The organism is Dietzia sp. 179-F 9C3 NHS, from assembly GCF_045369825.1.
Classification (GTDB): domain Bacteria; phylum Actinomycetota; class Actinomycetes; order Mycobacteriales; family Mycobacteriaceae; genus Dietzia.
On sequence record NZ_JBIQES010000047.1, the window covers coordinates 1 to 794 of the forward strand.

Genomic DNA, 794 nt, shown 5'->3' on the forward strand with positions numbered 1-794 from the left:
CCAGATCGAGGACATGGTGGTCGTGGCCGACGCCGGCATGCTGTCCGCGGCGAACCTCAACGCGCTGGAGGACGCCGGATTGAGGTTCATCGTCGCCTCCAAGACCTCGAAGGCGCCCAAGGAGTTGGAGGAGCACTTCGGGGTACATGGCAACGCCATCGCCGACGGCGGCACCGTCGAACTCGTCCGCGCAATGGGGCAGGGCCGCGACCGCCGGGATCGCCGGGTGGTGTGGCACTACACCTGGGACCGACACAAGCGTGATAAGCGCACGTTGAACGCGCAGATCGAACGCGCCCAGCGCGTGACCGACCGGTCAGAGCCGCTGCGTAAGCAGCGGTTCGTCCAGATCACCGGCCAGAAGGTCTCTCTCAATGAGGCCTCGATCGAGCGGGCTCGCCAGTCGGCCGGCTACAAGGGCTATGTCACCAACATCGCCCCCGAGGTGATGGACGGGCCAGCGGTGGTGGCCGCCTACCGGGACCTGTGGAAGGTCGAGCAGTCCTTCCGGATGGCCAAATCCGACCTGAAGGCCCGACCGATCTTCCACCGCACCCGCGACGCCATCGAGGCGCACCTGACCATCGTGTTCGCCGCACTCGCCGTCGCCCGCTATCTGCAGAACGTCACCGGTGTGTCGATCAAGAAGCTCGTCACCACGCTCGAACCCCTACACACGGTCGTCGTGGGCATAGGCGACAACGAAATGGTCGTTGAACCCACGATTCCCGACGAGGCCCGCGAACTCATCAACGCCATCAACGCGGGGCACTAAAAGTTGTGGAACTCAGGTC

The 794-nt window shown here is 64.7% G+C and carries 1 protein-coding gene; it reads left to right on the forward strand.

What is annotated here, in order from left to right:
* A partial coding sequence (locus ACH0BZ_RS16385; RefSeq protein WP_406899810.1) for a transposase occupies positions 1 to 775 on the forward strand: 775 nt, incomplete at its 5' end.
* Between the last annotated feature and the right edge of the window lie 19 nt (positions 776 to 794).